The sequence below is a fragment of the Sphingomonas sp. genome (genome assembly GCF_051962185.1).
Lineage (GTDB): Bacteria > Pseudomonadota > Alphaproteobacteria > Sphingomonadales > Sphingomonadaceae > Sphingomonas.
This window is the reverse complement of record NZ_JBQCCN010000141.1, coordinates 41,156-47,726: the sequence shown is the minus strand read 5'-3', so window position 1 is coordinate 47,726 and position 6,571 is coordinate 41,156. Positions and strand designations below refer to the sequence as shown.

The window sequence follows — 6,571 nt, the reverse complement described above, 5'->3', positions numbered from 1 at the left end:
GTGCGCACCCGCGAGTGAGCGGACTGCACGTCGGGCTCAACGACCTGTTTGCGGCGATCGGCGCCGATCGCCGCGACGCCCGGCACGTCCATGCCGCGCTGTGGGCGATCCGGCTGGCGGCGGGCGAGAGCGCGCGGCTGGCCTATGACGGGGCGTGGCCCGATCTCGCTGACGAGGAGGGGTTCCGCGCCGAAGCCGAACTCGCGCGCAGCCTGGGATATCTCGGCAAGAGTTGCATTCACCCGCGTCAGGTGGCGATAGCCAACACGGTGTTCGACCGGGGCAATGACGTGGTGCGCGCCAAGCGCCTGTTGGCGGCGGCGGCGGAAGCCGAAGCGCGAGGCCATGGCGCGTTCGTGTTCGAAGGCGCCATGGCCGACGCCGCCGCGCTTGCCGCGGCGCGCGAAACCCTGCGGCACGCGGGCGAGCCGGGGTGGTCGGCGTGAGGCCGCTGGCGACAAACTCCCTCTTCCGGTGGGAGAGGGAAGGGGCCCACTCGGCGCAGGCGAGTGGGAAGGGTGAGGACAGGTAATGGCTTCTCCTTTCTGCCCTCACCCTTCCGCGCCTTCGGCGCTCCCGCCCTCTCCCAAAGGGAGAGGGAAAATAGGCGGCGGCCTTCTTGAACTGGGCTCCTTGCGGTTGATGCTCTCCTTATTCAGGGTCCTGCTGGCTGGCTGCCTGCTGGCGTGGTTCGCCGCGCCGGCCGCCGCCGAATCGCCGATGTCGACGGTCGCGACGCGGTTGCCGGCGCTGGCGAGTTCCGGACCGATCCTGCTCGGCGCGATCGATGGCCGGCCGGTGGCGATCGATACGGGCAGCGAGCGCGCATTCGTGCTGGGGCAGCGCGGCTGGGAGGCGGTATATGGGGGAAGGGTAGACTTCGGGCGTCTGCTGACCGTCATGAGCGACGGCCGCCGTATGTTGCTCATCGGCCGTGGCGACGACGGACGTGCGCAGTTGGTCGCCGGGCTCCATTTTTCGGGCGGTGACCTCTCTCCCTACATCCTGCCGCCGCTGCCTGTCGCGCTGAAGTCCGTGGTGGCCGCTTTCGAGCCCGACGCCGTGTTGGTGGCCGGAACGGACGCCCGCGGCGCGGCGCATCTCTTCCGCGTCGACTTGAAGGCGGCGGACGCGTGGCAAAAGCTCGACGCCTGGCCCGGCGGCGGCGCACCGGCGGCGCTCGCGGCGCAGAATGGCGGCATCTTCCTGACACTGGCGAACGGCCAGCAATGGCGCTGGCTCAAGCTCAAGGGCTGGAGCTTGGGTACGCCGGCGCCCGGCACGATCGTTCCCGGCTCGGCGCGCGCGATCGGGCAAGCGTATCTGCTGTATCTGGTCGGTACCAGCGGCGGCACGCGCCTCTACAGCTACAGCGCGATCACCGACGCCTGGGCGCCGCTGGGATCGGCGCTGCCGCATCGGCCGCTTGCCGCGGTGAGCAACGGCGACGGGATCCTGTCGGCATGGCGGGAGGCGGGCGGCCTGGGTTTCTCCGCCATAACCCTCGAGGCCAAACGGCAGTCGATCTCGACGATCGATGCCGCGATCATCGGCGTCTACCTGTTCGCGATGCTGGGCATCGGCCTCACTTTCTATCGCCGAGCCAAGCAGGGACCCTCGAGCGAATTCTTCCTCGGCTCGCGCGCCATTCCGTTTTGGGCGGCGGGAATCAGCATGTTCGCCGGCAGCATCAGCTCGATCAGCTACCTGGCGGTACCGGCCAAGGCGTTCGAGACCGACTGGGAATATATCATGTCGAAGATGACGACCGTCGTCGGCCTGATCTTCGTCGCCGTCGTCGTCGTGCCGATCTTCCGCCGGCTCAACCTCGTCTCGGTGTTCAATTATCTCGAGGAACGTTTCCATCCCTCGATCAGGATGCTGTCGAGCTCCTTGTGGATCCTGATGCAGGTGGCGGGGCGGATGGGCATCGTGCTCTATCTGCCGGCAATGGCGATCGGCACGATCACCGACACCAATATCGTTGCCTGCATCGTCGTCGTCGGATTGTTCACGATCGTCTACACCGCGCTCGGCGGGATGCGCGCGGTGGTGTGGACCGACGTGTTCCAGGTGCTGGTGCTGACCTGCGGCGCGTTGTTCGCGATCGGTTTCATCATCTGGCAGATCGGGTTCGGCACGGTGTGGAACACCGCCGCGCAATTCGACAAGACGAAGATGCTGAACTTCAGCTTCGACATCACCCAGCCGACCGTCTGGGGATTCCTGGTGCTCGTCCTGTTCGACGTGGTGCTGACGTTTCCCAAGGATCAGGTGCTGATGCAGCGCGTGCTGGCGACCCCGTCGGAGAAAGCGGCGAGCCGCTCGGTGTGGCTGTTCGCCGCAGTGCTGCTGCCCAGCGCGTTCATGTTCTACATGATCGGGACCGTGCTGTTCGCTTATTACCGGGTGCACCCGGCACAGCTCAATCCGATGCTGCCGATCGATACCGTCTTTCCGTCCTTCATCGGCACAGAATTACCTCATGGCGTGGTCGGCGTGATCATCGCGGGGCTGATCGCCGCGGCGATGGGAACCTTGTCGGGAATCATCAATAGCGTCGCGACGCTGCTGTCGGTCGATTTCTACGACCGCATGGTGCCCGGGCGCAGCCAGCGTCAGATCGTGCGGTTCGCCGAGATCGCCAGCGTCGGCGTTGGCCTGATCGGCATCGCCATCGCCATCATTCTCTCCTCGCTCGACATCCACTCGTTGCTCGACCTCACGATCGAGCTGTTCGGTCTGTTCGGCGGCAGCTGCGCCGGCGCCTATACGCTCGGCTTGTTCACCCGCCGCGCCAATTGGCAGGGGGTGGCGATCGGTATCGTGCTCGCCTCGATCGTGACGCTGGTGGTGTGGATTTTCGGGCTCATCCACCCGTATCTCTACCTTGCGCTCGCAATCGCCTCGTCGATCGTCATCGGCTATGGAGCCAGTCTGTTGTTCCCGCCGCCCGCCCAGTCGCTGGAAGGCCTGACGGTTTTTTCCAGGGGGCGGGGGCATGTCGCGTCCGAGGAGTCCGCGCTATCGACACAAGCTTCCTGAAGACGTTCGTCACCGTCGTCGATCAGGGGTCGATGGCCGCGGCCGCGCGCGTACTCAACATCAGCGCGTCGGCGGTCGCGCAGCAACTGCACGCGCTCGAGCGCGATCTCGGCGGGCCGCTCCTCGCCCGCGTGGGCCGCACCATGCGCGTCACCGAGCAAGGCGCGCGCGTGCTGGCGCCGGCACGCAAGCTGCTGCGCGACGCCACCGACTTGCGCGGCATCGCGCAGGACGGCGAAGTCACCGGCGAATTGTGGCTCGGCGCCTGCACCACGCCGCTGACCGGGCTCCTGCCCGACATCCTGGCCGGGGTCAGCAAGACCTTCCCGCAAGTGACGATCCACATCCAGTCCGGCAATTCCGCGCAACTCTTCATCGATGTCGAGGCCGGCAAGCTCGACGCCGCGCTGGTGCTCGAAGCTCCTTATCCGTTGCCCAAGACCTGCGACTGGCTGCTCTTGCGCGAGGAGCCGCTGATCGTGCTGGCGCCGCGCGCGCTCGCGGACCGCGATCCGCTCGACTTGCTGCGCGAAGAGCCGCTTATCCGCTACGACCGCAATCAATGGGGCGGCCGATCGGCGGAAAACTACCTGACCGAGCTCGGTATCGTGCCGCGCGAGCGGTTCGAACTCAACGCACTCAACGCGATCGCGATGATGGTCGATCGCGGCCTGGGCGTGTCGATCGTTCCCGACTGGACCCCGCCCTGGCCGGAGGGCATCGATATCGTCCGCCTGCAATTGCCCGAGCGGCGCGTCGGCCGGCGGATCGGCATCGTCTGGTCGCGATCCAGCGTCCGCATGCGGTTGGTGACCGTCTTCCTGAACGAAAGCGCGCGACTGTCCGAAGCGGGCTCGATGCGCGCCGGGCGATAGGCCGAAGCCGCGACGGCCCAATGCCGGTCGCGCTGCCGACGGACGCACGGTTCGGCCATCGTGCGTCGCGCGGGACAGCCCGGAACGGCGCGGGGCGTCGCTGTTCAGCGCAAGTCGAGCATTACGATCGATTTGGCGGGCAATTTGACGGTCAGTGTCCCGTTGCCGATGCTGGCACCCGTAAAGGATGCGGGCTTGACCGCGTTGGGAGCGGCAAAGGTGTTGTGCGCATCCATGGCGCTCGCGGTCAGGATACGACCGGATAGGCGTGCAACGGTCAGGCCGTCCAGCTTGACGCGGACGGTCTGGGCGCGGTTCGGATCGACGTTGGTCAGTCCGATGTGCACCACCCCGGCGGCATCGCGAACGGCGCTGGCGCTGACGGCCTTCAGCGAGAAGCCATTCTTGGCGTAGGACGGCGCGTCGACGTCGACCGGAAGCACCGTCGCGTCCTGATAGTCCTTGTACATGTCGAACACCCAGTAAGTGGGCGTTTTCACCATTCGCGCGCCGTCGGTGAGAAGGAGCGCCTGGAGGACATTCACCATCTGGGCGATATTGGCGCCGCGCAGGCGGTCGGTGTGCCGGGCGAAGATGTCGAAGTTCAGGCTGGCGACAAGCGCGTCGCGAAGGCTGTTCTGCTGATACAGGAAGCCGGGATTGGTGCCCGGTTCGACGTCGTACCAGGTCCCCCATTCGTCGACGAGCAGCGCCACGCGTTTACGCGGATCGTATTTGTCCATGACCGCGGCATGGGCGGTGATGATCGCGTCCATCCGAACGGTGGCGGCGAGCGTGCGAGCCCATTGATCTTCGTCGAAGCCGGTGGCGGCGCCCTTGTGATCCCATTTGTACGGTATCGTATAGTAATGCACGCCGATGCCGTCGATCTTGCCCCCGGCGATGCGCATCATGGCGTCGGTCCAATTGGTGTCGCCGCTATTGGCACCGCTGGCGATCTTCATGACGTGCTGACCCTCGGGCATTTTCACGAACGTGCCGTAGCGGCGCGTCAGGTCGGCCGCATATTCCGCGCGCATGTTGCCGCCGCAGCCCCAGAGCTCGTTGCCGAGCCCGATCATCGGCAATCGCCAAGGCTGTTTACGGCCGTTCGCCGCGCGTTCGTCGGCCAATGTCGATCCGACGGGAGACGTCATGTATTGGACCCACTCGGCGAGTTCGAGCGGAGGCGCCGAGCCGACGTTGCCCGAGACATAGGCTTCGGCGCCGACGAGTTCCGTGAAGTCCATGAATTCGTGCGTGCCGAACGCATTGTTTTCGGTGACCCCGCCCCAATGAGTGTTGATCGAGACCTTGCGTTTCGCTCGCGGGCCGATGCCGTCGCGCCAGTGATATTCGTCGGCGAAGCATCCGCCGGGCCAGCGGATCTCCGGCACCCGTATCGCTCTCAGCGCGTCGAGCACGTCCTTGCGATAGCCTTTGACGTTCGGGATCTTGCTCTGCGGCCCGACCCAGATGCCGCCATAGATGCCATGACCGAGGTGTTCCGCGAATTGCCCGAACAAATGACGGTCGAATTTGGGAGCGGGCTGGTCGGCATGGACCACCACCAGATCGGGACCATCCTCCTCGACGGCATAGGAGCTCGAGGGCAGGGCGACGCAGAGAGCCAGAGCAGTGATCATCCAACGCATTTCGATCTCCTTCGAACCGGGCGGGAGCCGCCTGCGGCATTCCGGCCCGCTTGTTGATTCATGTCCGCTCGGCCGGCCCGTCTCCGCGCTTTCGATCGCGGCTTTACGAAAAAAAAAGGGCTGCCGGCGGTTCGACCTAGATCGGGCCCGGCCGCGCGCGGTCCGGCTCCGACGACAATTCGCCGACCTCTCCACCGAAGGCGATCATGTCGGTCATCAGCCGCGACGCGCGGTCGCCGTCGTGATTGACGATCGCATCGAACAGATCGGCGTGTCGGCGTACCGCTTCGCTGCGAAGGCTTTCGTCTTCGAGCGGAAGGAGCAGCGTCGCGCAGACCAGGGCGATTTCGATGACGGCCGAGAAGGACCCCAGGACGAAGTTGCCGGTGCTGGCGGCCACGGCGCGGTGAAATCTGAGGTCGGCTTCGGCGAACAGCGTCCGGTCGCCGACCGCCGCATCCATCAGTCGCACGCTCGTTTCCATTTCGGTCAGATCACTCAACGACGCCCGGGTAGCGCTGAGGCGAGCGGCGAACGGCTCCACCGCGAGCCGGGCTTCGCGAAGCGTCTGGAGCAGATCGGCGTCGAGTCCGACCGAAATGCGCCAAGCCAGCACTTCCGGATCGAGAAAATTCCAGCTTTGCCGATCGCGGACTCTCGTGCCGACCTTGGGCTTCGGCGTCACCAATCCCTTGGCGTCCAGTATCTTGATCGCTTCGCGCCAGACCGTGCGCGATACCCCGAACCGCTCGAGCGATTCCTCTTCGCCGGGAATCCTGTCGCCGGGCTTCAGGACGCCGCCGAATATGTCCATCGCGATCGCCCGGGCGATCCGCGTCGTCGACGGCATGTGGAGCGGCGTCATCCCCCGCGCGGCGTTGATCGCCTCGTCGGAAATGGTCACGCCAGGTTGCCGAAACCGGGAAATACCGGAGCCCCAGGGCCGCGAGGAAGCGTCCGGTCGAACGGCCGGCGGCAGTGGAGCGGATATGCGAT

At 65.8% G+C, this 6,571-nt stretch carries 5 protein-coding genes; 3 read left to right on the top strand and 2 right to left on the bottom strand.

Features of this window, described 5'->3' with window-relative positions; all coding sequences use genetic code 11:
• The 3 genes from ACTHJR_RS08695 to ACTHJR_RS08685 form a co-directional block, all read left to right on the top strand.
• On the top strand, positions 1–446 hold a 446-nt coding region (locus tag ACTHJR_RS08695; RefSeq protein WP_440522734.1), incomplete at its 5' end, for an aldolase/citrate lyase family protein.
• A 196-nt stretch (positions 447–642) separates the two neighbouring features.
• On the top strand, positions 643–3,045 hold the full coding sequence (locus ACTHJR_RS08690; protein ID WP_440522733.1) for a sodium:solute symporter family transporter: 2,403 nt from the start codon (positions 643–645) through the stop codon (positions 3,043–3,045).
• 32 nt (positions 3,046–3,077) lie between these two features.
• Positions 3,078–3,920, top strand: coding sequence for a LysR family transcriptional regulator (locus tag ACTHJR_RS08685; protein WP_440522732.1), 843 nt, complete (start codon positions 3,078–3,080; stop codon positions 3,918–3,920).
• A gap of 104 nt (positions 3,921–4,024) precedes the next feature.
• On the opposite strand, the gene ACTHJR_RS08680 is transcribed toward ACTHJR_RS08685, so the two are convergent.
• Both ACTHJR_RS08680 and ACTHJR_RS08675 read right to left on the bottom strand, forming a co-directional pair.
• A complete protein-coding gene (locus ACTHJR_RS08680) occupies positions 4,025–5,575 on the bottom strand; it encodes an alpha-N-arabinofuranosidase (protein ID WP_440522731.1) in 1,551 nt (516 codons plus the stop codon).
• 136 nt (positions 5,576–5,711) lie between these two features.
• Entirely contained in the window at positions 5,712–6,479 is a 768-nt protein-coding gene (locus ACTHJR_RS08675; RefSeq protein ID WP_440522730.1) for a FadR/GntR family transcriptional regulator, read from the bottom strand.
• Positions 6,480–6,571 lie beyond the last annotated feature (92 nt).

Coding starts and splice junctions, on each gene's coding strand:
- ACTHJR_RS08690 (WP_440522733.1), top strand. CDS start 643: ATGCTCTCCTTATTCAGGGTCCTGCTGGCTGGCTGCCTGCTGGCGTGG.
- ACTHJR_RS08685 (WP_440522732.1), top strand. CDS start 3,078: ATGGCCGCGGCCGCGCGCGTACTCAACATCAGCGCGTCGGCGGTCGCG.
- ACTHJR_RS08680 (WP_440522731.1), bottom strand. CDS start 5,575: ATGCGTTGGATGATCACTGCTCTGGCTCTCTGCGTCGCCCTGCCCTCG.